The sequence below is a fragment of the Streptomyces subrutilus genome, assembly GCF_008704535.1.
GTDB lineage: Bacteria > Actinomycetota > Actinomycetes > Streptomycetales > Streptomycetaceae > Streptomyces > Streptomyces subrutilus.
The window spans coordinates 4,526,083-4,550,499 of sequence record NZ_CP023701.1; the positions used below are offsets into that span (position 1 = coordinate 4,526,083).

At 73.4% G+C, this 24,417-nt stretch carries 18 protein-coding genes and 1 riboswitch; of the genes, 15 read left to right on the forward strand and 3 right to left on the reverse strand.

The window, feature by feature from the left end:
- Nucleotides 1-396: 396 nt before the first annotated feature.
- Together CP968_RS19930 and CP968_RS19935 are read left to right on the forward strand one after the other, a co-directional pair.
- The gene (locus CP968_RS19930) at nucleotides 397-1,173 is read left to right on the forward strand and encodes an ABC transporter ATP-binding protein (RefSeq protein ID WP_373303985.1); all 777 of its coding nucleotides are present in this window, start codon (nucleotides 397-399) and stop codon (nucleotides 1,171-1,173) included.
- Nucleotides 1,170-3,755 (forward strand): ABC transporter permease, encoded by a 2,586-nt coding sequence (locus CP968_RS19935; RefSeq protein WP_150519296.1) that lies wholly within the window; start codon nucleotides 1,170-1,172, stop codon nucleotides 3,753-3,755. The genes CP968_RS19930 and CP968_RS19935 overlap by 4 nt, the downstream gene beginning before the upstream one ends.
- 112 nt (nucleotides 3,756-3,867) lie before the next feature.
- Here the strand turns inward: CP968_RS19935 and CP968_RS19940 are convergent, their stop codons facing one another.
- Nucleotides 3,868-5,364, reverse strand: a complete 1,497-nt coding sequence (locus CP968_RS19940; protein ID WP_150519297.1) for a DUF2079 domain-containing protein — start codon at nucleotides 5,362-5,364, stop codon at nucleotides 3,868-3,870.
- 190 nt (nucleotides 5,365-5,554) lie between these two features.
- Between CP968_RS19940 and mfd the strand changes: the two genes are divergently transcribed.
- From mfd to CP968_RS19955, 3 genes are all read left to right on the forward strand, one after another.
- The gene (mfd, locus tag CP968_RS19945; protein ID WP_150519298.1) at nucleotides 5,555-9,088 is read left to right on the forward strand and encodes a transcription-repair coupling factor; all 3,534 of its coding nucleotides are present in this window, start codon (nucleotides 5,555-5,557) and stop codon (nucleotides 9,086-9,088) included.
- A 169-nt stretch (nucleotides 9,089-9,257) separates the two neighbouring features.
- A complete protein-coding gene (locus CP968_RS34145; protein ID WP_167536825.1) occupies nucleotides 9,258-9,890 on the forward strand; it encodes a hypothetical protein in 633 nt (210 codons plus the stop codon).
- On the forward strand, nucleotides 9,887-11,395 hold the full coding sequence (locus CP968_RS19955; RefSeq protein ID WP_150519300.1) for a serine/threonine-protein kinase: 1,509 nt from the start codon (nucleotides 9,887-9,889) through the stop codon (nucleotides 11,393-11,395). Before CP968_RS34145 ends, CP968_RS19955 begins: the two co-directional genes overlap by 4 nt.
- On the opposite strand, the gene CP968_RS35715 is transcribed toward CP968_RS19955, so the two are convergent.
- Nucleotides 11,383-11,511 (reverse strand): hypothetical protein, encoded by a 129-nt coding sequence (locus tag CP968_RS35715; protein ID WP_373303995.1) that lies wholly within the window; start codon nucleotides 11,509-11,511, stop codon nucleotides 11,383-11,385. The two genes, CP968_RS19955 and CP968_RS35715, sit on opposite strands and share 13 nt — an antisense overlap.
- Nucleotides 11,512-11,858: 347 nt before the next feature.
- Here CP968_RS35715 and CP968_RS19965 point away from each other — a divergent pair, with 347 nt between their 5' ends.
- Together CP968_RS19965 and CP968_RS19970 are read left to right on the forward strand one after the other, a co-directional pair.
- Nucleotides 11,859-12,482 (forward strand): SurA N-terminal domain-containing protein, encoded by a 624-nt coding sequence (locus CP968_RS19965; RefSeq protein WP_150519301.1) that lies wholly within the window; start codon nucleotides 11,859-11,861, stop codon nucleotides 12,480-12,482.
- Between the two features lie 70 nt (nucleotides 12,483-12,552).
- Nucleotides 12,553-13,614, forward strand: a complete 1,062-nt coding sequence (locus tag CP968_RS19970) for a nucleoside triphosphate pyrophosphohydrolase (protein WP_229885948.1) — start codon at nucleotides 12,553-12,555, stop codon at nucleotides 13,612-13,614.
- Here the strand turns inward: CP968_RS19970 and CP968_RS19975 are convergent.
- Nucleotides 13,604-14,821, reverse strand: coding sequence for a globin domain-containing protein (locus tag CP968_RS19975; RefSeq protein ID WP_229885893.1), 1,218 nt, complete (start codon nucleotides 14,819-14,821; stop codon nucleotides 13,604-13,606). The genes CP968_RS19970 and CP968_RS19975 overlap by 11 nt on opposite strands.
- A gap of 130 nt (nucleotides 14,822-14,951) precedes the next feature.
- Here CP968_RS19975 and CP968_RS19980 point away from each other — a divergent pair, with 130 nt between their 5' ends.
- The 8 genes from CP968_RS19980 to CP968_RS20015 all read left to right on the forward strand — a co-directional run bounded on the left by CP968_RS19980 (nucleotide 14,952) and on the right by CP968_RS20015 (nucleotide 24,333).
- On the forward strand, nucleotides 14,952-16,226 hold the full coding sequence (locus CP968_RS19980; protein ID WP_150519304.1) for a cytochrome P450 family protein: 1,275 nt from the start codon (nucleotides 14,952-14,954) through the stop codon (nucleotides 16,224-16,226).
- A 102-nt stretch (nucleotides 16,227-16,328) separates the two neighbouring features.
- Nucleotides 16,329-17,402 (forward strand): transglycosylase family protein, encoded by a 1,074-nt coding sequence (locus CP968_RS19985; RefSeq protein WP_150519305.1) that lies wholly within the window; start codon nucleotides 16,329-16,331, stop codon nucleotides 17,400-17,402.
- 277 nt (nucleotides 17,403-17,679) lie between these two features.
- Nucleotides 17,680-17,852: riboswitch (cyclic di-AMP (ydaO/yuaA leader) on the forward strand.
- 3 nt (nucleotides 17,853-17,855) lie between these two features.
- The gene (locus CP968_RS19990) at nucleotides 17,856-18,563 is read left to right on the forward strand and encodes a transglycosylase family protein (protein ID WP_150519306.1); all 708 of its coding nucleotides are present in this window, start codon (nucleotides 17,856-17,858) and stop codon (nucleotides 18,561-18,563) included.
- Between the two features lie 276 nt (nucleotides 18,564-18,839).
- On the forward strand, nucleotides 18,840-20,126 hold the full coding sequence (gene eno, locus CP968_RS19995) for a phosphopyruvate hydratase (protein ID WP_150519307.1): 1,287 nt from the start codon (nucleotides 18,840-18,842) through the stop codon (nucleotides 20,124-20,126).
- 92 nt (nucleotides 20,127-20,218) lie between these two features.
- Nucleotides 20,219-20,707, forward strand: a complete 489-nt coding sequence (locus CP968_RS20000) for an FtsB family cell division protein (protein ID WP_150519308.1) — start codon at nucleotides 20,219-20,221, stop codon at nucleotides 20,705-20,707.
- A 73-nt stretch (nucleotides 20,708-20,780) separates the two neighbouring features.
- A complete protein-coding gene (locus CP968_RS20005; protein WP_150519309.1) occupies nucleotides 20,781-21,332 on the forward strand; it encodes a DUF501 domain-containing protein in 552 nt (183 codons plus the stop codon).
- Nucleotides 21,329-22,270, forward strand: coding sequence for a Ppx/GppA phosphatase family protein (locus CP968_RS20010; RefSeq protein ID WP_150519310.1), 942 nt, complete (start codon nucleotides 21,329-21,331; stop codon nucleotides 22,268-22,270). Before CP968_RS20005 ends, CP968_RS20010 begins: the two co-directional genes overlap by 4 nt.
- A 677-nt stretch (nucleotides 22,271-22,947) precedes the next feature.
- Nucleotides 22,948-24,333 carry an NAD(P)/FAD-dependent oxidoreductase gene (locus CP968_RS20015; RefSeq protein ID WP_150519311.1) on the forward strand — a complete coding sequence of 462 codons (1,386 nt, stop codon included), beginning with the start codon at nucleotides 22,948-22,950 and terminating at the stop codon, nucleotides 24,331-24,333.
- Nucleotides 24,334-24,417 lie beyond the last annotated feature (84 nt).

A 24,417-nucleotide genomic window follows, 5' to 3' on the forward strand; every position in this document is an offset into this window, starting at 1 on the left:
CCTCGGCTGAGCCCACCGGGATTCCTTCCCCTTGCACGTAACCGCGGGGAACACCTTCTCACCGGGCCGTGCCGGGCGGTAACCCCCAGATCCGGTCCACCGAAGGGTGGACCACCCCTAGGGGCCGCTCCACAGAACGGACCGGGGGTCTTTCGTCCGGGCGGATGAGGCCCGGGGCCCCGCAGCGCCCTTGACTGGCCCCACGGGCCGGGAAGGCCGGGGGTGGGGTTAACCCCCGGGCCGATACGGCGAAGGGCACCAGCGCGCAGCGCCCCGGTCCGCAACAGACTTCAGCACGACGACGACGGCGATGACGGCGATGACGGCGATGACGGCGATGACGACGGCGACGACGCACGCGGCCACCCGAACAAGGAGAACACCGTGACAACGGCTATGACCGAAACCAGGCAGGGGGGCACTGGAGGGCATGGCGCCGTCGCGGCCCGGGCGCGCAAGGTCGTCAAGGCCTACGGCGCGGGCGAGACGCGCGTCGTCGCCCTCGACGACGTGGACGTGGACATCCACCGCGGGCAGTTCACCGCCATCATGGGCCCGTCCGGCTCCGGCAAGTCCACGCTGATGCACTGCCTCGCCGGCCTGGACACCGTGACCAGCGGTCGCATCCACCTCGACGAGACCGAGATCACGGGTCTGAAGGACAAGAAGCTCACCCGGCTGCGCCGCGACCGCATCGGCTTCATCTTCCAGGCGTTCAACCTGCTGCCCACGCTGAACGCCCTGGAGAACATCACCCTCCCCATGGACATCGCGGGCCGCGCGCCCGACGCGCAGTGGCTGAACCGCGTCGTGGAGACCGTCGGCCTCGCCGGCCGGCTGAAGCACCGCCCCACCGAGCTCTCCGGCGGCCAGCAGCAGCGCGTGGCCGTGGCCCGCGCGCTCGCCGCCCGGCCGCAGATCATCTTCGGGGACGAGCCCACCGGCAACCTCGACTCCCGGGCCGGCGCCGAGGTCCTCGGCTTCCTGCGCCGCTCCGTGGACGAACTCGGCCAGACCATCGTCATGGTCACGCACGACCCGGTGGCCGCCTCCTACGCGGACCGCGTCATCTTCCTGGCCGACGGCCGGATCGTCGACGAGATGTACGGCCCCACCGCCGAGCAGGTCCTGGACCGTATGAAGGACTTCGACGCACGCGGGCGGACCTCATGAGCGGCACCGTCCTGAAGACCTCGCGGCGCAACCTCGTCGCGCACAAGGGGCGGATGGCGCTCTCGGCCGTGGCGGTCCTGCTCTCCGTCGCCTTCGTCTGCGGCACCCTGGTGTTCACCGACACCATGAACACCACCTTCGACAAGCTGTTCGCCGTCACCGGCTCCGACGTGACGGTCAGCCCGAAGGCCGCCGAGGACGGCGACGAGAACCCCGACCGCGGCCGGCCCGAGACGCTGGACGGCTCGGTCGTCGCGAAGGTGCGCGCCGCCGCGGGCGTCAAGAGCGCGGAGGGCGCCGTCGTCTCGATGTCCGTCACCGTCGTCGACGGCGAGAACCGGAACCTGGGCTCGACCACCGGCGCCCCGACCATCGCGGGCGACTGGAACGACAACGAGCTCAAGTCCATGAAGATCACCTCCGGCCACGCACCGCGCGGCCCCACCGAGGTGATGATCGACTCCGACACCGCGCGCAAGCACGGGCTGCGGCTCGGCGACGAGGTGCGCACCATCGCCGTCACCGGTGACGCCCGCGCCCGGATCAGCGGCATCGCCGCCTTCACCGTCACCAACCCCGGCGCGGCCGTCGTCTACTTCGACACCGACACCGCGCAGCGCCGACTGCTCGGCGAGCCCGGCGCGTTCACGCACGTCAACGTGGTCGCCGCGGACGGGGTGAGCGACGAGCAGCTCAAGCGCGACGTCGCCGCCGCCGTGGGCGCGGACGCCTACAAGCTCCAGACGGCGCAGGAGGCCGCGGACGCGAACCGCAAGGACGTCGGCTCCTTCCTCGACGTCCTGAAGTACGTGATGCTCGGCTTCGCCGGGATCGCCTTCCTCGTCGGCATCTTCCTCATCTTCAACACCTTCTCGATGCTGGTCGCCCAGCGCACCCGCGAGATCGGCCTGATGCGCGCCATCGGCGCCGACAGCGGACAGGTCCTCAAGTCCGTGGTCGTCGAGGCCCTCCTCCTCGGCGTGGTGGGCTCGGTCCTCGGGGTCGGGGCGGGCGTCGGCCTGGCCGTCGGGCTGATGCGGCTCATGGGCCGGATGGGCATGCACCTGTCGACCGACGACCTGACCGTCGCCTGGACCACCCCGGTCGTCGGGGTCGTGCTCGGCGTGGTCGTCACCGTCGTCGCCGCGTACGTCCCGGCCCGCCGGGCCGGCCGGGTCTCGCCGATGGCGGCCCTGCGCGAATCGGGCACCCCGGGCGACCGCAAGGCCGGCGCGGTCCGCGCCGCGCTCGGCCTGGTCCTCACCGGTGCCGGCGGCGCCGCGCTCCTCCTCGCCGGGGCCGCCGACCGGGCCGGGGCCGGATCGCTCTGGCTGGGCCTGGGCGTGGTCCTCACGCTCGTCGGCTTCATCGTCATCGGACCGCTGCTCGCCGCGGGCGTGGTGCGGGTGCTCTCCGGCGCCGTGCTGCGGCCCTTCGGGTCCGTGGGGCGCCTCGCCGAGCGCAACGCCCTGCGCAACCCGCGCCGCACCGGCGCCACCGCCGCCGCGCTGATGATCGGGCTCGCCCTGGTCGCCTGCCTGTCGGTCGTCGGCTCCTCGATGGTCGCCTCGGCCACCGACGAGCTCGACAAGTCGGTCGGCGCGGACTACATCGTCGACTCCACCAGCGGGCAGCCCGTGGTGCCCCAGGCCGAGCAGGCGCTGCGCGCCGCCCCGGGCCTGGACCACGTCACCGCCTACCGCCTGGTGGAGGCGAAGGTCACCGCCCCCGACGGCTCCACCGTGACCGAGGGGCTGGGCGCCACCGATCCGACCTACGCCCGCGACATCCGCCGCAAGATGACCGCCGGCGAGCACGCGGCCGCCTACGGCGAGGGCGCCATCTCGGTCGGCTCGCAGTACGCCACCGCGCACGGCATCGCGCTCGGCGACGCGCTGACGGTCGCCTTCACCGGCGGCAACACCGTCCGCCTGAAGGTCGCCGCGATCACCGGCGACGAGGGCAACCTCGATCGGGGCATGAAGTACGTCAGCACCGCGACGGCCGAGGCGAACGTCCCGGCCGACCGGATGCCGCGCCCCTTCATGCTGCTGGCCACCGCCGCGGACGGGCACTCCGCCGCGGCCGCCTACCGGGGCGTCAAGGACGCGCTCGCCGACTACCCCCAGTACCAGGTCCGCGACCAGGCCGACTACAAGCAGGCGCTGAAGGACCAGGTCGGCCAGCTGCTGAACATGGTCTACGGGCTCCTCGCCCTCGCCATCGTCGTCGCCGTCCTGGGCGTGGTGAACACCCTCGCCCTGTCGGTCGTCGAACGGACCCGCGAGATCGGCCTGATGCGCGCCATCGGCCTCTCCCGCCGCCAGCTGCGCCGCATGATCCGCCTGGAGTCGGTGGTCATCGCCCTCTTCGGCGCCCTCCTCGGCCTCGGGCTGGGCATGGGCTGGGGCGCCAGCGCGCAGCAGCTGCTCGCGCTCCAGGGCCTGAAGGTGCTGGAGATCCCCTGGCCGACGATCCTCGGGGTGTTCGCCGCCTCGGCCTTCGTGGGCCTGTTCGCCGCGCTGGTCCCGGCCTTCCGGGCGGGGCGGATGAACGTACTGAACGCGATCGCGGGCGAGTAGCACCGCCGCGCGGTCGTCACGGGGGACAACGGGGGACGGCCCCGGCCCGGCCCGTCAGGGCGGGGCCGGGGCCGCGCCGCGTCCGCCGGCCGCGCGCCGCGCCCCGCGGGGATCAGGAGCGGCGCATCAGGACGATGCCCTCGGCCTCGCCGACCAGCGTGAACCGTGCGCCGGGGTGCAGCTGGAGCGCGTAGGCCGTCGGGTCCTCGCCCGCCCACTTCGAGGAGTTGTCGATGGCGATCCAGTCGGGCACCACGCCCTTGCTGCCGCCGATCCACAGCACGCGGCAGCGGGAGGTCAGCCGGGTCAGCGGGGTGGTGTCGGCCTCGACGACGGCGCCGTCGGGTATCTCGGCCAGCAGCCGCTCGACGGCCACGGCGCGGGCGGGCCGCTCGTACGTGCGGGCCTCGGCCAGCCGGGAGGTCGGCAGGGTGGTCGCGGCGAGGGCCAGGCCGGCGGCGAGCACGGCGGTGGGCAGCTGGAGCGCGTACGCCCGCAGCCGCGGCCGGCGGCCGCGCCGGACGATGTCGATGGCGTCGACCAGGGCGAGGGTGACCACGGGCATCAGCACCGCGCTGTAGTGCCAGTCGGTGGACCAGTAGTGCGGGTCCCCGGACAGGAACCGCCAGCCCAGCGTGGGAGCGGCGACCAGCAGCAGCGGGGAGCGCAGGGCCAGCAGGCCGGTGGTCGGGATCAGCACCCAGCCCAGGGTGGCGAGCTTGGTGCCGAGGCCGTCGAGCGGGCCCGCGCCCTGGATCTTGTCCCAGTAGCCGTAGCCCGCGGTGGCGAAGGCCGGTATGACGACGGTGAACACCAGCGCGGCCAGGACCGCGGCCCCGACGGCGACGCCCAGCGCGGTACGCACCGCCCGCCGGTCCGAGGGGTGGGCCCGCCAGGCCACCACCACGGCCAGGGCGGCGAGCGTGAAGCCGAGGTCCTCCTTGACCAGCAGCAGCGGCAGCCCCCACAGCAGGGCGGCCCGCCAGCGCCGGGCGAGGACCGCCTCCAGTGCGAAGGCCAGCAGCGGCACGGCGAAGGCGATCTCGTGGAAGTCGAACTCGACGGCCCGCTGTATGCCCCAGGCCAGCCCGTACGCCACCCCGAGCGCGATGCCGCGGGCCGGTCCGAGGAGCCGGCCGGCGGCCCGGGTGACGGGCACGGCGGACAGGGCGAACAGGGCGGCCTGGACGACGAGCAGGGTGACCGGGCCCGGGAAGAGCCGGTAGACGGGGGCGACGAGCGCGATGATCGGGCTGAAGTGGTCCCCGAGGATGTTGGCGCCGGGGCCCTTCAGATCGGCGACGGGCTCCCGGAGGTGGGCGTAGGCGCGGATGGCCTGTTCGAAGATGCCCAGGTCCCAGGAGGACCACTCCATGCGGCGGAACCGTCCGACGGACACCACCAGGTACACCGCGAACAGGCCGGCGGCCACCACCCAGGGGCCCGCCCACCGGCTCCCGGCCGGCCGGGTCGCGGCGGCCGTCGGTCCGGGAACGGGGGCGGGGCGGGTTATCGCGTCGCTCGTCACGGTCTCGTACTCCTCGGCCGGTGCGGCGTGCACTCCTGCGGAAGGTGACGCGGCGAGCTCGAACGGTCGGTAGGGGCCCATCGTAGAGCGGGCCCGCTCGAACCCGGGGCCGCGGGCCGCCCGGCCCCGGCCACCGGCGGGGGAGTCGACCCGAACTCCCCCGCGCGAGGGGGTCGCGCGCGTCGTAGGGTGGGAACCCCCGGCCCGTTCGACGTGTCGGGCCCTTCGCGTTGCGCCCCGAACGCCCTCCACCGGACGGAAAGCCCCCCACATGAGCCTGCACGGACTGCTCGACGCCGTCACCCGGGACCCGGCCCTCGCCGAGGCGGTCACCGCGGCCGGGGACGGCAACCGCATGCACGTGGACCTGGTCGGCCCGCCGGCCGCGCGGCCGTTCGTGATCGCCGCACTGGCCCGGCAGACCGGGCGCACCGTCCTCGCGGTCACCGCCACCGGCCGCGAGGCCGAGGACCTCGCCGCCGCGCTGCGCTCCCTGCTGCCGCCCGACGAGGTCGTCGACTACCCGTCCTGGGAGACCCTGCCGCACGAGCGCCTCAGCCCGCGCAGCGACACCGTGGGCCGGCGGATCGCCGTCCTGCGCCGCCTGGCCCACCCCAGCAAGGACGACCCGGCCGCCGGCCCCGTCAGCGTCGTGGTCGCGCCCATCCGGTCCGTGCTCCAGCCGCAGGTCAAGGGGCTCGGGGACCTGGTTCCGGTGAGTCTGCGCCAAGGGCAGAGCGTCGACCTCGGGGAGGTGACGCAGGCCCTGGCCGCAGCCGCGTACGCCCGCGTCGAGCTCGTCGAGAAGCGCGGCGAGTTCGCCGTGCGCGGCGGCATCCTCGACGTGTTCCCGCCCACCGAGGAACACCCGCTGCGCATCGAGTTCTGGGGCGACGAGGTCGAGGAGGTCCGCTACTTCAAGGTCGCCGACCAGCGGTCCCTGGAGATCGCCGAACACGGCCTGTGGGCACCGCCCTGCCGGGAGCTGCTGCTCACCGACCAGGTGCGGGAGCGGGCCGCGGCCCTCGCCGAGGCCCACCCCGAGCTCGGCGAACTGCTGAACAAGATCGCCGAGGGGATCGCGGTCGAGGGCATGGAGTCCCTGGCCCCGGTCCTCGTCGACGACATGGAGCTGCTGATCGACGTCCTGCCGGGCCGTTCGATGGCCCTCGTCTGCGACCCCGAGCGGGTACGGACCCGGGCCGCCGACCTGGTGGCGACCTCGCAGGAGTTCCTGATGGCCTCCTGGGCGGCCACCGCGGGCGGCGGCGAGGCGCCCATCGACGTCGGCGCGGCCTCGCTGCGCGGCATCGCCGAGGTCCGCGACCGGGCCCGCGAGCTGGACATGATGTGGTGGTCGGTCTCCCCGTTCGCCGCCGACGAGGAGGCCCCCGGGGGCGACACGCTCAAGCTCGGCATGCGCGCCCCCGAGGCCTACCGCGGCGACACCGCCCGCGCGCTCGCCGACACCAAGGCCTGGATCGCCGACGGCTGGCACACCGTCTACCTCACCGAGGGCCACGGCCCGGCCGCCCGCACCGTCGAGGTGCTCGGCGGCGAGGGCATCGCGGCCCGGCTGGAGGCGGACCTGCGGGCCCTGGAGCCCTCGATCGTGCACGTCTCCTGCGGCTCGATCGACAACGGCTTCGTCGACCCCGCCCTCAAGCTGGCCGTCCTCACCGAGACCGACCTCACCGGACAGCGCACCGCCAGCAAGGACCTCGGGCGGATGCCGACCCGGCGCCGCAAGACGATCGACCCGCTGACCCTGGAGGCCGGCGACTACATCGTCCACGAGCAGCACGGCGTCGGCCGCTACGTCGAGATGGTGCAGCGCACCGTCCAGGGCGCCACCCGCGAGTACCTCCTCGTCGAGTACGCCCCCGCCAAGCGCGGCCAGCCCGGCGACCGGCTCTACATCCCCACCGACCAGCTGGAGCAGGTCACCAAGTACGTCGGCGGCGAGGCCCCGACCCTGCACCGGCTCGGCGGCGCCGACTGGACCAAGACGAAGGCGCGCGCCAAGAAGGCGGTCAAGGAGATCGCCGCCGACCTCATCAAGCTGTACAGCGCCCGCATGGCGGCCCCCGGGCACACCTTCGGCCCGGACACGCCCTGGCAGCGCGAGCTGGAGGACGCCTTCCCGTACGCGGAGACGCCCGACCAGCTCACGACCATCGCCGAGGTCAAGGAGGACATGGAGAAGTCCGTCCCGATGGACCGGCTGATCTGCGGCGACGTGGGCTACGGCAAGACCGAGATCGCGGTGCGGGCGGCGTTCAAGGCGGTCCAGGACGGCAAGCAGGTCGCCGTCCTCGTCCCGACCACGCTCCTCGTGCAGCAGCACTTCGGCACCTTCTCCGAGCGCTACAGCCAGTTCCCCGTCAACGTGCGGGCGCTGTCCCGCTTCCAGACGGAGACCGAGTCCAAGGCCACCCTGGAGGGCCTGCGCGAGGGCTCCGTCGACCTGGTCATCGGCACGCACCGGCTCTTCTCGCAGGAGACGAAGTTCAAGGACCTGGGCCTGGTCATCGTCGACGAGGAGCAGCGGTTCGGCGTGGAGCACAAGGAGCAGCTGAAGAAGCTGCGGGCCAACGTCGACGTGCTGACCATGTCCGCGACGCCCATCCCGCGCACCCTGGAGATGGCGGTGACCGGCATCCGCGAGATGTCGACGATCACCACTCCGCCGGAGGAGCGGCACCCGGTGCTCACCTTCGTCGGCCCGTACGAGGAGAAGCAGATCGGCGCCGCCGTCCGGCGCGAGCTGCTGCGCGAGGGCCAGTGCTTCTACATCCACAACCGGGTCGAGTCCATCGACCGGGCGGCCGCCAAGCTGCGCGAGATCGTGCCCGAGGCGCGGATCGCGACGGCGCACGGCCAGATGTCCGAACAGGCCCTGGAACAGGTCGTGGTGGACTTCTGGGAGAAGAAGTTCGACGTGCTCGTCTCGACCACGATCGTCGAGTCCGGCATCGACATCTCCAACGCCAACACCCTGATCGTCGAGCGCGGCGACAACTTCGGCCTCTCCCAGCTGCACCAGCTGCGCGGCCGCGTCGGCCGCGGCCGCGAGCGCGGGTACGCGTACTTCCTCTACCCGCCGGAGAAGCCGCTGACCGAGACCGCGCACGAGCGGCTCGCGACGATCGCCCAGCACACCGAGATGGGCGCGGGCATGTACGTGGCGATGAAGGACCTGGAGATCCGCGGCGCGGGCAACCTGCTCGGCGGCGAGCAGTCCGGCCACATCGCGGGCGTCGGCTTCGACCTGTACATCCGCATGGTCGGCGAGGCCGTCGCCGACTACCGGTCGGCCGTCGAGGGCGGGATCGAGGAGGAGCCGCCGCTGGAGGTCAAGATCGAGCTGCCGGTCGACGCGCACGTCCCGCACGACTACGCGCCGGGCGAGCGGCTGCGCCTGCAGGCCTACCGGTCCATCGCCTCCGCGAACTCGGAGGCCGACGTCAAGGCCGTGCGCGAGGAGCTCACCGACCGCTACGGCAAGCTGCCGGAGCCGGTGGAGAACCTGCTGCTGGTGGCCGGACTGCGGATGCTGGCCCGGGCCTGCGGGGTCGGCGACATCACCCTCCAGGGGCCCAACATCCGTTTCGGGCCGGTGGAGCTGCGCGAGTCGCAGGAGCTGCGGCTCAAGCGGCTCTACCCGGGCGCGGTGCTCAAGCCGGCCGCCTCACAGGTCCTGATCCCGCGCCCCAAGACGGCACGGGTCGGCGGCAAGCCGCTGGTCGGCCGGGAACTGCTGGCCTGGACGGGCGAGTTCCTCACCACCATCCTCGGGTCCTGAGACCGGGCGCCGCGCGGGCCCGCGGCCCGCGCGGACCGCGGGCCCGCGCCGCCGCCCGGACGCCGTGCGGCGACCCTGCAACGGTTGCGCACATCCCCTCACCCGTGGCCGGAAAGGCTGTATACCCTTCCACCCGAACCCTCTTCCGCTCGGCCCGTCAGGAGCAGCGATGCACGGCCCCGGCCTCCCGCCGCACCACGGTCACCAGCCCAGTTCCGGGGGCGTGGTGACGCTGCGCGTGCTGTTCGCCCTGCTCCCCGTGCTGAGCTGCGGCTTCCTCGCCTGGGGCTCGATGCTGCGGTTGGCGCTCGTCACCCGCCGGCCGCGCGACTGGTGGATGCTCCTGGTCACGGGCGTCCTCGCGGTGGCCGCCATGACCCTGATCCAGCTCGACCCGACGCCCGAGACCGACGGCTGGCAGGGCAGCCTCGGCGCCGCCACGTCGATCCTCACCGGGTTCGCCGTCTGCGTCTACTTCCTCGTCTTCGACATCCGGCACCACGAGGCCGGGGCGGCGCAGGGCGCCGTCTGGTACCCGGCGCAGCCCGCCCCCTACCTCCCGCACCCGACCGCGCAGCAGGGCTACGGGTACCCGCAGCCCCAGCCCCCGCAGCTCCCGCCCCGGCCCCCGCACGCGACCCCGGTCGCGCACACCGCGCCGCACACCGCCCCGCCCCCGCACACCGCCCCGCCCCCGCACCCGGCCCCGCCGCCGCGCCTCGGGCAGGTCCGCGCCGAGCTGGACGAGCTCAGCGAACTCCTGCGCCGCCAGCAGCCCCACGACGGGGACACGACCCGGTGACCGACCGGCTCATCGGCGACCGCTACCAGCTCGCGAGCATCCTCGGGCAGGGCGGCATGGGCCAGGTCTGGACGGCCTACGACCGCCGCCTCGACCGGCGGGTCGCCGTCAAACTGCTGCGCCCCGACCGGGTGGCGGGCCCCGGCACCGTCGCCGAGGAGCTGCGCCGGCGCTTCGTGCGCGAGTGCCGGATCACCGCGCAGGTGGACCACCCCGGCCTGGTCACCGTGCACGACGCGGGGAGCGACGGCGACGAGCTGTTCCTCGTCATGGGCCACGTCGAGGGCGCCGACCTCGCCGACCACCTCGCCCGGCACGACCCGTACCCGTGGCCGTGGGCCGTCGCGGTCGTCGCGCAGCTGTGCGCCGTGCTGTCGGCCGTGCACGCGGTGCCGATCGTCCACCGCGACCTGAAGCCCCGCAACGTGATGATCCGCCCCGACGGCACCGTCCTGGTCCTGGACCTCGGCGTGGCCTCGGTGATGGACACCGACACCACCCGCCTCACCAGCACCGGCACCCCGATCGGCAGTCCGGCGTACATGGCCCCCGAACAGGCCATGGGCGGGGCCGTGGGCCCGTACACCGACCTCTACGCCCTCGGCGTGCTGCTCTACGAACTCCTCAGCGGGAACGTCCCCTTCGCCGGGTCCACCGCCCTCGGCGTCCTCCACCGCCACCTGTACGAACCCCCGCGCCCGGTCCGGCAGACGCGCCCCGAGGTGCCGCCGGAGCTGGAGGCCGTCCTGCTCCACCTCCTCGCCAAGGACCCCCAGGACCGGCCCGCCTCCGCGCAGCAGGTGTACGAGGCGCTCACCCCGCTGCTCCCCGGGCGCGGCAGCGGCTCCCCGGGCGGCCCGCTCGACCCGACGCGCCCCTTCCGGCGCCCCCACGCGCCCTGGCCCGACCGGGCCGCCGTGATCCCGCCGCGCCCGGCCGACCCGCCGACCCCGGCGCGGCCGGACATCCCCGGCGCCGTCGACGAGGCCCGCACCCTCCTCGCCCAAGGCCAGCTCACCCGGGCCGTGGACATCCTCGGCGGCATCCTCCCGGCCGCCGTGGCCCAGCACGGCGAGCACTCGCCGGTGGTGCGCTCGCTGCGCAAGCAGTACGCGGCCACGCTGATGGACGACGGCCAGTACCGCCGCGCCCTGCCCGAACTGCGCCGCCTCGCCGACCAGTTCCCGGCCGGCGACCCGCAGTCGCTGCGCTTCCGCTACGACGCCGCGCAGTGCCTGGAGCAGCTCGGCGAGCCGGCCGCGGCGCTGGCGGAGTACCGCTCGCTGCTGCCGCTCTTCGAGAACCACTACGCCAACCCGGACCCCGGCCTCCCGCTGGAGGTCCGCCGCCGGATCGCGCACCTGCTGCTCTCCCTCGGGGACCGCCCGGCGGCCCACGCCACCCTGGCCCGCCTCCTCTTCGACGCGGAGCGCCTGCACGGCCCCGGCCACCCCTTCCCGACGGAGGTCCGGCGCACCCTGCACTGGCTCGGTCAGGTCCGCTGACCGGACCGCAGCCCGGCCGCCCACCAGGGCCCGCGCCGCCGGGTCCGCAGCAGCCAGGCCATCGCCGCCGCGGTCGCCGTCTTCAGCACCGTGAGCGCGCACACCGCGAGGTCCACGCGGTCGCGCGGGAAGACCCCGACCGGCAGGGCGGTCCGTACGGAAAGACGCGCGCGGCGGCGTCCCCGGCGCAGACGGCGGCCGTCGTCAGCCGCGCGGCGAACGCCGAGCCGGGCAGGCCCGGGCGGCGGTCCGGGGAGCGGCGCGGGGAGCGGTGCGGTGTCGACCTGGTGGGCCGACCCTGGCAGCGCCGGCGGTCCGCGGCATGGCCGCCGGGTGAACACGCACCCCAACACCCCGGGAATCGTTGGTCGAAGCGGTGGCCCGGACCACCCTGACTGCATACCATCGATCACCGCACGGCCCTTGTGCACCGAAGCACAATCTCCCGGCCCTGGAGGCTCCTTTGCACCGTCGCACAGCGCTCTCCGTCTCCACCGCCCTGCTCCTGGCGGCCCCCCTGCTGTCGGCCTGCTCGGGGCAGGCGCACCCCGGTACCGCGGCCGTCGTCGGCGGCGAACGGATCACCACCTCCGCGCTCCAGGCCCAGATGAACGACGTGCGCGCCGCGCAGAACCGTTCCGGGCAGGCCGCCGCCGAGCTCATCGCCAACACCCCCCGGCTCGACCGGCTCAAGCTCGGCTCCATGCTCCAGAGCCGGATCATCGACAAGATGGCCGCGACCGCCGGAGTGAGCGCCTCCACCAAGGAGATCGAGGCGGAGCGCGCGTCCTACGTCGAGGGGGTCGGCGGGGCCGAGCAGTTCGAGGCGCAGCTGCTGCAGAAGACCGCCACCGCGCCCGACCAGGCCGACCGCTTCCTGAGGGACCGGGTGCTGATCGCCAAGCTGACCGCCAAGTACGGCAACGGCCAGCTCGCGGCCCCGGCCGCGGCCGCCGCCAAGGCCCTGGACATCGAGGTGAACCCCCGCTACGGCGCCTGGAACGCCGCGCAGGTCCAGCTGGGCGACGTGGAGACCCCGTGGATCACCCAGAAGACCCGCCCCCAGCAGCCCCCCGCCGGAGCCTGACGCCCGCGGCCGGAGGTAGGTTCGGAGGGTGACCGACCACGCACCCGCCGAGCCCCCCTCCACCGCCCCCGTGCCCGCCGCACCGGCCGTACCCGCCGCCGCACCGGCCGGGCCGGCCGGCCGCATCGTGCTGCTGACCACCAGCCACCGGGTCGCGCCCGGCGTGCTGTCCTGGCCGGCCTGGCAGGCCCTGCACGCGGCGGACCGGGTGCTGTGCGCCGACCCGGGCCACCCCCAGCTCCCGTACCTGCGGGAGGCCGGCATCGAGGTGGCGCACGCGGCCCCGGACGCGGCCGCGCTGGTCGAGGCGTGCGCGGGCGGCCGCACGGTCGTGGTGCTGCCCGGCGGCGAGGGGGACCGGCGGCTGACCGACGGGCTGGCACGGCTGGCGGGCTCGGGCCGGGCCGCCATGCCCGACCTCGAACTGCTGCCGGGCTCCTACGACCTGCCGGGCGCGCGCCTGCTCGACCTGGTCCAGGTGATGGACCGGATCCGGCGCGAGTGCCCCTGGTCCTCCCGGCAGACCCACCGGGGCCTGGCCAAGTACGGGATCGAGGAGGCGTACGAACTCGTCGAGGCCATCGAGGACGGCACCCGGGCGGAACTGCGCGAGGAACTGGGCGACGTGCTCCTCCAGGTCGTCTTCCACGCCCGGATCGCCGAGGAGTTCCGAGCGGACGCGGCGGACGACACGGACGCGGGGGACGAGGCGGACGACGGTGACGACGGGGGCTCCGGCGAAGGGGCGTTCTCCATCGACGACGTGGCCGCGACCCTCGTGGAGAAGCTGGTCCGGCGCCACCCGCACGTCTTCGGGGACGCCGAGGCGCACACCCCGGACGAGGTGAAGGCGCACTGGCTGCGCACCAAGGCGGTCGAGAAGCAGCGCGCGTCCGTCACCGACGGCGTCCCGCTCGGCCAGCCCGGCCTCGCGCTCGCGGCCAAGCTCGCCGGCCGGGTCCGTACGGCCGGCCTGCCGGTGGAGCCGCCCCGCGGCGAGGGCGTCGGATACGAGCTGCTGGCGCTGGCCGCGCGCGCCGAGGCGGCGGGCACCGATCCCGAGACCGCGCTGCGCGCGGCGGCCCGTGCCTACCGGGACGCCATCCGGGCGGCCGAGGGCCTCACTCCGTAGCCGGGCCGCCGCCCCGGGGCGCACGGCCCGAGGGGTTGTGCCACTGCGGCGCCGGGGGGTCGATGAACCACTCCCCGAAGCCCAGCGGGCGCCCGTTCGCGCCCTGGCCGCGGCCCGCGGCGGGCACGGAGTCGTGGAAGGTCCGGTCGGCGGGGGCGCCCAGCCCCGCCAAGAGGTGCGCGGTCTCCTGCACGAACGGGGCCGGCCCGCTGAGGTAGACGTCCTGGTCGGGCCACCGGCCCCGGTTGCCGAGCGCGGTGGCCAGCCGGTCGGTGGCCTGGTTGCGGTGGCGTCCGGGCGCGGGCGTGATGTAGGTGACCGCGAGCCAGGGGCAGGTCCCGGCGTACGCGTCGATCAGCGGGCGGTCGTAGAGGTGCGCGGCGTCCCGGGCGACGACGAAGAGCCGTACCTCCTGATCGGGAGGGTGCTGTGCCAGCTCCTCCAGCAGGGCGCGGACCGGGGCCCAGCCGGTGCCCGCGGCGATGAGGCTGGCCGGGCGTCCCGCGCGGCGGAAGGTCAGCTGCCCGCAGGCGGCGCCCAGGCGCAGCCGGTCGCCGGGCCGCGTCTCGGCGACCAGGGCGGGGCTGAGCCGGCCCCCCTCGATCCGGCTGACGTGCAGGTCGACCGTGCCGTCGGGGCGGGGCGCGTTGCCGAGGGAGTAGGTGCGCCAGGTGCGCGGCACCCGGTCGCTGCTCACGCTCGCGTACTGACCCGGGAGATGGGGGAAGGGGAGGGCCGGCCGGAGGGTGAGGACGCCGACGTCCTGCCCGTACCGGAGGTGGCGGACCACCTCCGCGTCCCACCAGGGCGGCCCCTCGCCCGCGGCGGCGCCGGCCGTCATCGTGTCGGCGATCAACTGGTAGGCCTCGGCCCAGGCCTTCTCCGCCCGCGGGGTCCAGGCGTCGCCGGCGGTCTCGGCGAGCGCGGCGAGGAGGCTGGCGCCGACCGCCGTGTAGTGCGCGGGGCCGGCCAGGAACTTGCGGTGGTCGCGGCCGAGCTCGCGGAGGTAGGGGAGGAGGGTCTCGTCCTCCAGGTGCCCGATCACGTGGGTGAGCGCGGCGAAGAGCCGGTCGCGCTGGCGCTCCATGTCCTCGGCGGAGGCGGGGAAGAGCGCGCGCATGTCCGGGTTGTGCCAGAACAGGTGCGAGTAGAAGAACTTGACCGCGTGCTCGGCCCTTCTCTCCACCACCGCGAAACTGCTCTTCAAGATCCTCGCATCCACAAGAGCGAAAGTAGGAACGCCGCGGAAGCCGGCGTCAAGTGTGGGCGGATCTACGGACAGCCGCGACGAACCGCCCGAATCGGGTGGCGGGCCGGCGCCGGGATACGGTCCTGGGGTGCATGAGCAGACCCCCGCCACCCCAGCCGACGCTCCCTCCGCCCAGGGCCCGACCCTGTTCGACTGGGAGTTCGCGACCGACCCGTACCCGGCCTACGCCTGGCTGCGCGAGCACGCGCCGGTGCACCGCACCAGGCTCCCGAGCGGGGTCGAGGCCTGGCTGGTCACCCGGTACGCCGACGCCCGCCAGGCCCTCGCGGACCAGCGGCTGAGCAAGAACCCGGCCCATCACGCGGAACCCGCGCACGCCAAGGGCAAGACCGGCATCCCCGGGGAGCGCAAGGCCGAGCTGATGACGCACCTGCTCAACATCGACCCGCCGGACCACACCCGGCTGCGGCGGTTGGTGTCGAAGGCGTTCACCCCGCGCAGGGTGGCCGAGTTCACCCCGCGGGTGCAGGAGCTCACCGACCACCTCATCGACGGGTTCGCGGAGCGGGGCGAGGCCGACCTCATCCACGAATTCGCCTTCCCGCTCCCCATCTACGCCATCTGCGAGATGCTCGGCGTCCCGCGCGAGGACCAGGACGACTTCCGCGACTGGGCCGGGATGATGATCCGCCACGGCGGCGGGCCGCGCGGCGGGGTCGCCCGCTCGGTCAAGCAGATGCGGACCTACCTCGGTGAACTCATCCACCGCAAAAGGGATGATCCGGGCAATGACCTGATCTCCGACCTGATCCGCGCGAGCGACCACGGCGACCACCTCACGGAGGCCGAGGCCACCGCGATGGCCTTCATCCTGCTGTTCGCCGGCTTCGAGACGACCGTGAACCTCATCGGCAACGGTGTCCACTCCCTCTTCATGAACCCGGGCCAGCGCGCCCGCCTCCAGACCTCCCTGGCCGCCGGGGAGCGGGGCCTGCTGGAGACCGGCGTCGAGGAGCTGCTGCGCTACGACGGCCCCGTCGAGCTCGCGACCTGGCGGTTCGCCACCGAACCGCTCACCCTGGCCGGACAGCGGGTGGCGGCCGGGGACCCGGTGCTGGTCGTCCTCGCGGCGGCCGACCGCGACCCCGCGCGCTTCGCCGAACCCGACACCCTCGACCTCGCGCGCACCGACAACCAGCACCTCGGCTACGGGCACGGCATCCACTACTGCCTGGGCGCGCCGCTCGCCCGGCTGGAGGGCCAGACCGCGCTCGCGACGCTGCTGACGCGCCTGCCGGACCTGGAACTCGCCGTACCGGCCGAGGAGCTGCGCTGGCGGGGCGGGCTCATCATGCGCGGCCTGCGCACCCTTCCGGTCCGCTTCACGCCGCGGGGGCGCTGAGCCCCGCCTGACCACGCGTCAGGCGCGGTCCGAACTTGTGACAATCGTTCGAAGGCCGCTAGGTTCTGCCGTTACCCCGCTGTTATGCGAAAGGTGCACCTCATGCGTTCCGGGAACGGCCGCCACAGACGCCCCCGCCAGGTCCCCGCCCTGGTCGTCACCGCAGGAGTCACCGGCTCCGCGCTCGCCCTGCCGCTGCTCGCCGCCACCAACGCGACGGCCGCCGACACCTCCACCTGGGACCGGGTCGCCGAGTGCGAGAGCGGCGGCTCGTGGAGCGCGAACTTCGGCAGCGGCGCGTACGGCGGGCTCCAGTTCACGCAGGAGCAGTGGAAGAACGCCGGCGGCCTCGACTTCGCCGAGCGCCCCGACCTCGCCAGCCGCTCCCAGCAGATCGCCGTCGCCGAACGGGTGCTGGCCGCCCAGGGCCCCCAGGCGTGGCCGCTGTGCGCCGCCACGGCGGGCCTGGCCCAGCAGGGCGCCGCCGCCGAGGTGGACCCCGGCCTGCCCGGCTCCGGCGGTGCGGCGGCCCCCACCCCGAACCGCCCCGACGCCGACGTCCCCGTCACCGGCACCGGTGCGCCCTCCACGGACTTCGGGGCGCCGACCCCGCTGCCGAGCCCGTCCGACCTCCCCGACGGCCCGCTCGCACCCTCCCTCGGACTGCCCGTCATGCCGGCGCCCGACGACCCGGCCACGAGCCCGGCCGACCCGACGGCCCCCGCGGACCCCACCGCCCCGACCGTCCCGGGTGAACCCGCCACGCCCGCGCCGGACGGCTCCACGCCCCCGGCCGACCCGACCGCGCCGGCGGACCCGACCGCGCCCGCGGACCCCACCGCGCCCGCCCCTTCGCCCTCCGGCACCCCCGACCCCTCGGGCGGAGCCACGCCCCAGACGACGACCGGCGCCTCCACCGACCCCTCCGCCCTGCCGTCCGTCCCGGAGGGCAGCGGCAAGCACCGCGGTACCCCGGCGGCCGAGGAGTCCGGCGCGGCTGACGGGGCGTCGGAGCCCTCCTACACGGTCAGATCGGGCGACAGCCTGACCGCCATCGCGTCCGCCAACGGACTCAAGGGCGGTTGGAACGCGCTCTACGAGGCCAACGAGCAGGTCATCGGCAAGGACGCGGACCTGATCAAGCCCGGTCAGAACCTGGATCTAAGCGCGGAATAGCGGCACTTCGGGCACCCGTAAAGCTGCTGATTGTCCGTTTTCTGTAAGTGAGACATGCGTCTCTTCGCTCCAACTGGCGTGTCCCACCCGGCGGCTGCCGCAAACCCCGTCCTCACCTGCGCAAACGTCCCCGCAGGGGGCGCAAGCAAGGGTGGTTTCCCCCCGATGTTGCGCGTTGAACATCGGGGGGAGACCTGTCTACCTTCTGAGTCGCCCGCCACCGCGGGCTCCTTCGACCGCATCGCCGAATCCTGCCGGCGGACGGGGGGAACAGTCGTCGCGTCAAGCGCCGAAGGCAGGAGCGGGGGAACCAAGGTAGGCGCCGGGAGCGGCCGTTGAGAGACGGTCACGCCACCGGCTAGGGGTTAAGCCGTGCGCTAGGTCGCACGGCCGGGCAACTCACTCGCCCGAACCCGACAGCTCACCTCGTAGGCGTCGGTGAGGAGAAACTCCATGCTGCTTTCCGGCAAGGGCAAGCACCGCCGCGGTTCCAAGGCCGTCCGCATCGTCACGCTCGCCGGTGTCGCCGGTGTGGCCGTGGCCGCCCCCCTGATGGCCGCCGGCTCCGCCAGCGCCGCCACCGCGTCCGAATGGGACAAGGTCGCGCAGTGCGAGTCCGGTGGCAACTGGTCCATCAACACGGGCAACGGCTTCTACGGCGGCCTGCAGTTCACGTCCTCCACCTGGGCCGCGTACGGCGGCAAGGCGTACGCCGCGCAGGCCAACCAGGCCAGCAAGTCGCAGCAGATAGCGATCGCCGAGAAGGTCCTCAAGGGCCAGGGCAAGGGCGCCTGGCCGTCCTGCGGCGTCGGCCTGTCCAAGGCCTCCTCCGGCGGCTCCGTCGAGGCCCCGGCCAAGAACCAGCAGAAGACCGAGTCGAAGAAGACCACGCAGGCCGCGCCGAAGAAGGAGACCAAGCGCTCCCAGGCCCCGACCACGCGCTCCGAGCGCTCCGAGGCCCCGGCCCCGACCGCCAAGCCGAAGGCCCAGGCCCCGAAGACCGGCACCGGTTCGTACGAGGTCAAGTCCGGTGACACCCTCGGCACCATCGCCGAGGCCAACGGCGTCAACGGCGGCTGGGAGAAGCTCTTCGAGCTCAACAAGGGCGTCGTCACCGACGCCGACCTGATCTTCCCGGGTCAGAAGCTCCACCTCGGCTGAACGGTGCGGCCCTGACCGCACCCGGCCCCGTCCGTCCCCGCAGGGCCCCCACCGCCCGGCGCGCCTCCCCCCGCGCGCCGGGCGGCGGCGCGTGCCCGGCCGGACCGCGATGATCAAGGGTCCAATGTCCTGGAAGAGGGGTATTCGGGCCCTTTTTCGTCCCAGGACCCGGGCGGTCGGCCGGCCGAGTGCCCGGAGCCGGTTAGGCTCTAAGCGGCAAGGCCATCCCACGGCCTGACACGCCACCGCACACCCAGCGTCACATCCCAGAAGGAGATGCTCGTGCCGTCCATCGACGTCGTCGTAGCCCGGGAAATCCTGGACTCCCGAGGCAACCCCACGGTCGAGGTCGAGGTGGGCCTCGACGACGGCAGCACCGGCCGTGCTGCCGTTCCGTCCGGTGCCTCCACCGGTGCATTCGAGGCCATCGAGCTCCGTGACGGTGACCCCAACCGTTACATGGGCAAGGGTGTCGAGAAGGCCGTCCTCGCCGTCATCGAGCAGATCGGGCCGGAGCTCGTCGGCTACGACGCCACCGAGCAGCGCCTGATCGACCAGGCCATGTTCGACCTGGACGCCACCGACAACAAGGGCTCGCTCGGCGCCAACGCCATCCTCGGCGTGTCCCTCGCCGTCGCCCACGCCGCGTCCGAGGCCTCGGACCTCCCGCTCTTCCGCTACCTCGGCGGCCCGAACGCGCACCTGCTGCCCGTTCCGATGATGAACATCCTCAACGGCGGGTCGCACGCCGACTCCAACGTGGACATCCAGGAGTTCATGATCGCCCCGATCGGCGCGGAGTCCTTCTCCGAGGCGCTGCGCTGGGGCGCCGAGGTCTACCACACCCTCAAGAAGGTCCTCCACACCAAGGGCCTCTCCACCGGGCTGGGCGACGAGGGCGGCTTCGCCCCGAACCTGGAGTCCAACCGCGCCGCGCTCGACCTCATCGTCGAGGCCATCAAGCAGGCCGGCTACGTCCCGGGCAAGGACATCGCGCTCGCGCTCGACGTCGCCGCGTCCGAGTTCTACAAGGACGGCAAGTACGAGTTCGAGGGCCAGTCCCGCTCGGCCGCCGAGATGACCGAGTACTACGAGGAGCTCGTCTCCGCGTACCCGATGGTCTCCATCGAGGACCCGCTGTACGAGGACGACTGGGCCGGCTGGAAGACCCTCACCGACCGTCTGGGCTCCAAGGTCCAGATCGTCGGCGACGACCTCTTCGTCACCAACCCGGAGCGCCTGGCCCGCGGCATCGAGGAGGGCTCCGCGAACGCCCTGCTCGTGAAGGTGAACCAGATCGGTTCGCTGACCGAGACCCTCGACGCCGTCGAGATGGCCCAGCGCAACGGCTTCAAGTGCATGATGTCGCACCGTTCCGGCGAGACCGAGGACGTCACCATCGCCGACCTCGCCGTCGCCGTGAACTGCGGTCAGATCAAGACCGGCGCCCCGGCCCGCTCGGACCGCGTCGCCAAGTACAACCAGCTGCTGCGCATCGAGGAGATCCTCGACGACGCCGCCGTGTACGCCGGCCGCTCCGCCTTCCCGCGCTTCAAGGGCTGAGCCTTCGCCTAGCCTCCGTACGTCCCCGCACTCGGTCCCGTACCGTGTGCGGGGACGTATTGCGTAGTGCGTACCGAGGAGAGGCGGGGTCAATGGCCGGGAACCGGGATCGGTTCTCCACCTTCTCGACCGCGACCAGGCTCAAGCAGCTCGGCGAGCGGACCGCGGCACACGTCTACCGCTCGCAGTCGCGCCGCCAGGTCCGCCGCAGCCGGCTCACCGGCCGCGCCGCGCTCCTGGTCCTCGTCCTCTGTACCCTGGTCGTCGCCCTCGCGTATCCGATGCGCCAGTACGTGTCCCAGCGCTCGGAGATCGCGGAGCAGCAGCGGGCGGCCGCCTCCGCGCGGGACCGCCTCGAACGGCTCCGCGACGAGAAGGCCCGCTGGCAGGACAACGCCTACGCGGAGCAGCAGGCGCGCAAGCACCTGCACTTCCTGCGCCCGGGGGAGATCGGCTTCATCATGAGCGACCCCGGCGCCGAGGGCACCGACCGGCGCCGCACCGGCCAGGCCGGTGCGGACCGGCCCTGGTACTCCAACGTCTGGGACGGCGTCGACAAGGCCGACCGCCCCGGCGAGTGAGCCGCCGCGGCGGCCCGCCGGGCCGCCCTCACCACCCGTCATAGAACCGCGAACGAAGAGACTTCCTCCAGGCATGCAGACGCCCCCGCCCCAGACCGACCGGACCGAGCCGACCGACGCGGACATCGAGGCGTTCGAGCAGCAGCTCGGCCGCCCGCCCCGCGGGCTGCGCGCCATCGCGCACCGCTGCCCCTGCGGCCAGCCGGACGTGGTGGAGACCGCCCCCCGGCTCCCCGACGGCACCCCCTTCCCGACGCTGTACTACCTGACGTGCCCGCGCGCGGCCTCCGCGATCGGCACGCTGGAGGCCAACGGCGTGATGAAGGAGATGCAGGCCCGGCTCGCCGAGGACCCCGAACTCGCCGCCGCCTACCAGGCCGCGCACGAGGACTACATCCGCCGCCGCGACGCCGTCGAGGTGCTCCAGGGCTTCCCGAGCGCCGGCGGCATGCCGGACCGGGTCAAGTGCCTGCACGTCCTGGTCGGGCACTCGCTGGCCGCCGGCCCGGGCGTGAACCCGTTCGGTGACGAGGCCCTGGCCATGCTGCCCGAGTGGTGGGCCAAGGGACCCTGCGTCACCCCGTGCGGGGAGCGCGGGACCGCGTCCGCGGAGCAGGACGCATGACGCGCGTCGCGGCCGTCGACTGCGGGACCAACTCCATCCGCCTGCTGGTCGCCGACTGCGACCCGCGCACCGGCGCCTTCACCGAGCTCGACCGGCGGATGACCGTGGTCCGGCTGGGCCAGGGGGTGGACCGCACCGGCCGGCTGGCCCCGGAGGCGTTGGAGCGCACCTTCGCCGCCTGCCGGGAGTACGCGCGGGTCGTCCGGGAACTGGGCGCCGAACGCGTGCGCTTCGTCGCCACCTCGGCCTCGCGGGACGCCGAGAACCGCGAGGACTTCGTCCGGGGCGTGCGGGACATCCTGGGCGTCGATCCCGAGGTGATCTCGGGCGACGAGGAGGCGGAGTTCTCCTTCACCGGCGCGACCAGGGAGCTCACGGGCCGCGCCGACCTGGCCAGGCCCTACCTGGTCGTGGACATCGGCGGCGGCTCGACCGAGCTCGTCGTCGGCGAGGACCGGGTGCTGGCCGCCCGCTCCGTGGACGTGGGCTGCGTCCGGATGACCGAGCGTCACCTCGTGGTGGACGGCGAGGTCACCGACCCGCCGACGGCCGCCCAGGTGGCCGCCGTACGGGCCGACATCGAGGCGGCGCTCGACCTCGCGGCCGAGACGGTCCCGCTGGAGCGGGCCCGCACGCTGGTCGGCCTGGCCGGCTCGGTGACCACCGTGGCCGCCATCGCACTGGGACTGCCCGCGTACGACTCGGCGGCGATCCACCACAGCCGGATCTCCTACGAGCAGGTCCGCGCGATCACCGAGCGGATGCTGACGGCCACGCACGCCGAACGCGCGGCCATCCCCGTCATGCACCCGGGCCGGGTGGACGTGATCGGGGCGGGCGCCCTGGTCCTCCTCGCGATCATGGAGCGCACCGGCGCCCGCGAGGTCGTGGTCTCGGAGCACGACATCCTCGACGGCATCGCGTGGTCCGTGGCCTGACCCGTCGAAACGGGCGGGCAGCGCGGAAACGGCGGGCGGCCCCGGCACCGACAGGGTGCCGGGGCCGCCCGCGTACCGCACCCCCGACCACGCCCCGGCCACCGGGTGCCGCCACCCGGCCCGGCGCCCTCGGGCGGCGGTCGACGCGGCCGGCGGTGTCCCGCGAGCGGTGTGTCGGTTCCCTGGGATATGGCGAGTCCGGGGGCGGTGGTGGCTGGTGGTTCGTGGTGAACGGCGGACGGGACCGGTGGGTTCGCAGTCGGGGAGGGTGCGAGAGGGGTGTGTGAGGGGTGTCCGGGGGCCTCCGCAGGGGGCGAAAGTCCCGTCGCCCCCATCAACTTCGTGAAGTTCTTCACAAGGAAAAAGGGCCCGCGGAGCGAAGTCGGGGGCCGTTCGGGCGCATCGGGAGGCCCAAAGCCCCGTTTCGGGCGGTCGTTCGTGCGAATCGGGGGGTGCGCAGCGAGGGTGCGGTAGGTATCCACGAACCCGGTGGTCTACTCCGGTCGGAGCCCTGCGGCCCTGATCAGGACTGGTGAACAACGATTCCCGAGCCACCCCGGTTCCCGATTTCCGCCATGACCTGGGTCACGTGGGCGGCGGAGTGTAGCAGAGGCACTCCGACTCCTTGTGAAGGGGCTCACGAGCGTCACCCCTGGGGGTGCTGGATACTCGTTTCCATGAGCACCACGGAGCGTCCCAGGATCCTCGTTGTAGGAGGTGGGTACGTAGGCCTGTACGCAGCCAAGCGCATCATGAAGAAGATGCGCTACGGCGAGGCGACCGTCACGGTCGTCGACCCGCGCTCGTACATGACCTACCAGCCCTTCCTCCCCGAAGTGGCCGCAGGCAGCATCTCGCCTCGGCACGTCGTCGTCCCGCTGCGACGCGTGCTGCCCAAGGCGGAGGTCCTCACCGGCCGGGTCACCACCATCGACCAGGACCGCAAGGTCGCCGTCGTCACGCCGCTGGTCGGCGAGGCGTACGAGCTGCCCTTCGACTACCTGGTGATCGCGCTCGGCGCCGTCTCCCGCACCTTCCCGATCCCCGGCCTCGCCGAGCAGGGCATCGGCATGAAGGGCGTCGAAGAGGGCATCGGCCTGCGCAACCACGTGCTGGAGCAGCTCGACAAGGCCGAGTCCACGACGGACGAGGACGTCCGGCGCAAGGCCCTCACCTTCGTCTTCGTGGGCGGCGGCTTCGCCGGCGCGGAGACCATCGGCGAGGTCGAGGACATGGCCCGCGACGCCGCGAAGTACTACTCCACGATCAAGCGCGACGACATGCGCTTCATCCTGGTCGACGCGGCCGACAAGATCCTCCCCGAGGTCGGGCCCAAGCTCGGCACCTGGGGCAAGGAGCACCTGGAGTCGCGCGGCATCGAGATCTACCTCAACACCTCCATGGACTCCTGCGTGGACGGCCGTGTGGTGCTGAAGAACGGTCTGGAGGTCGACTCCAACACCATCGTGTGGACCGCCGGCGTCAAGCCGAACCCGGCACTGGCCCGCTTCGGCCTGCCGCTCGGCCCGCGCGGCCACGTGGACGCCGAGCCGACCCTCCAGGTCAAGGGCACGGACTACATCTGGACCGCCGGCGACAACGCCCAGGTTCCCGACATGGCCGCCCGCAAGGCCGGCGTCGAGAACGCCTGGTGCCCGCCGAACGCCCAGCACGCGCTGCGCCAGGCCAAGGTCCTCGGCGACAACGTCATCTCGGGCATGCGGGGCTTCCCGCAGCACCCCTACTCGCACTCCAACAAGGGTGCGGTGGCCGGCCTCGGCCTCCACAAGGGTGTCGCGATGATCGTCATGGGCAAGATGAAGATCAAGCTCAAGGGCCGGCTCGCCTGGTACATGCACCGTGGCTACCACGGCATGGCCATGCCGACCTGGAACCGCAAGATCCGCGTCTTCGCCGACTGGACCCTCGGCATGTTCCTCAAGCGCGAGGTCGTCTCCCTCGGCGCGCTGGAGACCCCCCGCGAGGAGTTCTACGAGGCTGCCAAGCCGGCGCCGGCTCCGGCCGCCGCCACGGCTCCGGCCGAGAAGGCCAAGGCGTCCTGACCCGGCGCCCGCCGGTCGCGGTGGTGCTCTGAGCCGACCCCGCGGCATCCCGCAGTACCCGCTCGACCCGAAGGGGCCGTCCGC

Excerpts from the sequence above, each read along its gene's own strand:
- CP968_RS19930 (WP_373303985.1), top strand. The coding sequence starts at position 397 with ATGACCGAAACCAGGCAGGGGGGCACTGGAGGGCATGGCGCCGTCGCG.
- CP968_RS19935 (WP_150519296.1), top strand. The coding sequence starts at position 1,170 with ATGAGCGGCACCGTCCTGAAGACCTCGCGGCGCAACCTCGTCGCGCAC.
- CP968_RS19940 (WP_150519297.1), bottom strand. The coding sequence starts at position 5,364 with ATGGGCCCCTACCGACCGTTCGAGCTCGCCGCGTCACCTTCCGCAGGA.
- mfd (WP_150519298.1), top strand. The coding sequence starts at position 5,555 with ATGAGCCTGCACGGACTGCTCGACGCCGTCACCCGGGACCCGGCCCTC.
- CP968_RS34145 (WP_167536825.1), top strand. The coding sequence starts at position 9,258 with ATGCACGGCCCCGGCCTCCCGCCGCACCACGGTCACCAGCCCAGTTCC.
- CP968_RS19985 (WP_150519305.1), top strand. The coding sequence starts at position 16,329 with ATGCGTTCCGGGAACGGCCGCCACAGACGCCCCCGCCAGGTCCCCGCC.
- CP968_RS19990 (WP_150519306.1), top strand. The coding sequence starts at position 17,856 with ATGCTGCTTTCCGGCAAGGGCAAGCACCGCCGCGGTTCCAAGGCCGTC.
- eno (WP_150519307.1), top strand. The coding sequence starts at position 18,840 with ATGCTCGTGCCGTCCATCGACGTCGTCGTAGCCCGGGAAATCCTGGAC.
- CP968_RS20000 (WP_150519308.1), top strand. The coding sequence starts at position 20,219 with ATGGCCGGGAACCGGGATCGGTTCTCCACCTTCTCGACCGCGACCAGG.
- CP968_RS20005 (WP_150519309.1), top strand. The coding sequence starts at position 20,781 with ATGCAGACGCCCCCGCCCCAGACCGACCGGACCGAGCCGACCGACGCG.
- CP968_RS20010 (WP_150519310.1), top strand. The coding sequence starts at position 21,329 with ATGACGCGCGTCGCGGCCGTCGACTGCGGGACCAACTCCATCCGCCTG.
- CP968_RS20015 (WP_150519311.1), top strand. The coding sequence starts at position 22,948 with ATGAGCACCACGGAGCGTCCCAGGATCCTCGTTGTAGGAGGTGGGTAC.